Origin of the sequence: Robertmurraya korlensis (assembly GCF_023715225.1) — a bacterium.
Classification (GTDB): Bacteria; Bacillota; Bacilli; order Bacillales; family Cytobacillaceae; genus Robertmurraya_A.
The window spans coordinates 1-258 of the sequence record NZ_JAMBNS010000172.1 but is presented as its reverse complement, the minus strand read 5'-3'; the positions used below and the strand labels follow the sequence as shown (position 1 = coordinate 258).

At 55.8% G+C, this 258-nt stretch carries 1 rRNA gene; it reads left to right on the top strand.

What is annotated here, in order from left to right:
• Nucleotides 1-258 (top strand): 23S ribosomal RNA (locus M3175_RS24730); the annotation flags it as partial.

The window sequence follows — 258 nt, the reverse complement described above, 5'->3', positions numbered from 1 at the left end:
CCAGAAGAGCCGCAGTGAATAGGCCCAGGCGACTGTTTAGCAAAAACACAGGTCTCTGCGAAGCCGCAAGGCGAAGTATAGGGGCTGACGCCTGCCCGGTGCTGGAAGGTTAAGAGGAGGGGTTAGCTGCTAAGCGAAGCTCTGAATCGAAGCCCCAGTAAACGGCGGCCGTAACTATAACGGTCCTAAGGTAGCGAAATTCCTTGTCGGGTAAGTTCCGACCCGCACGAAAGGCGTAACGATCTGGGCACTGTCTCA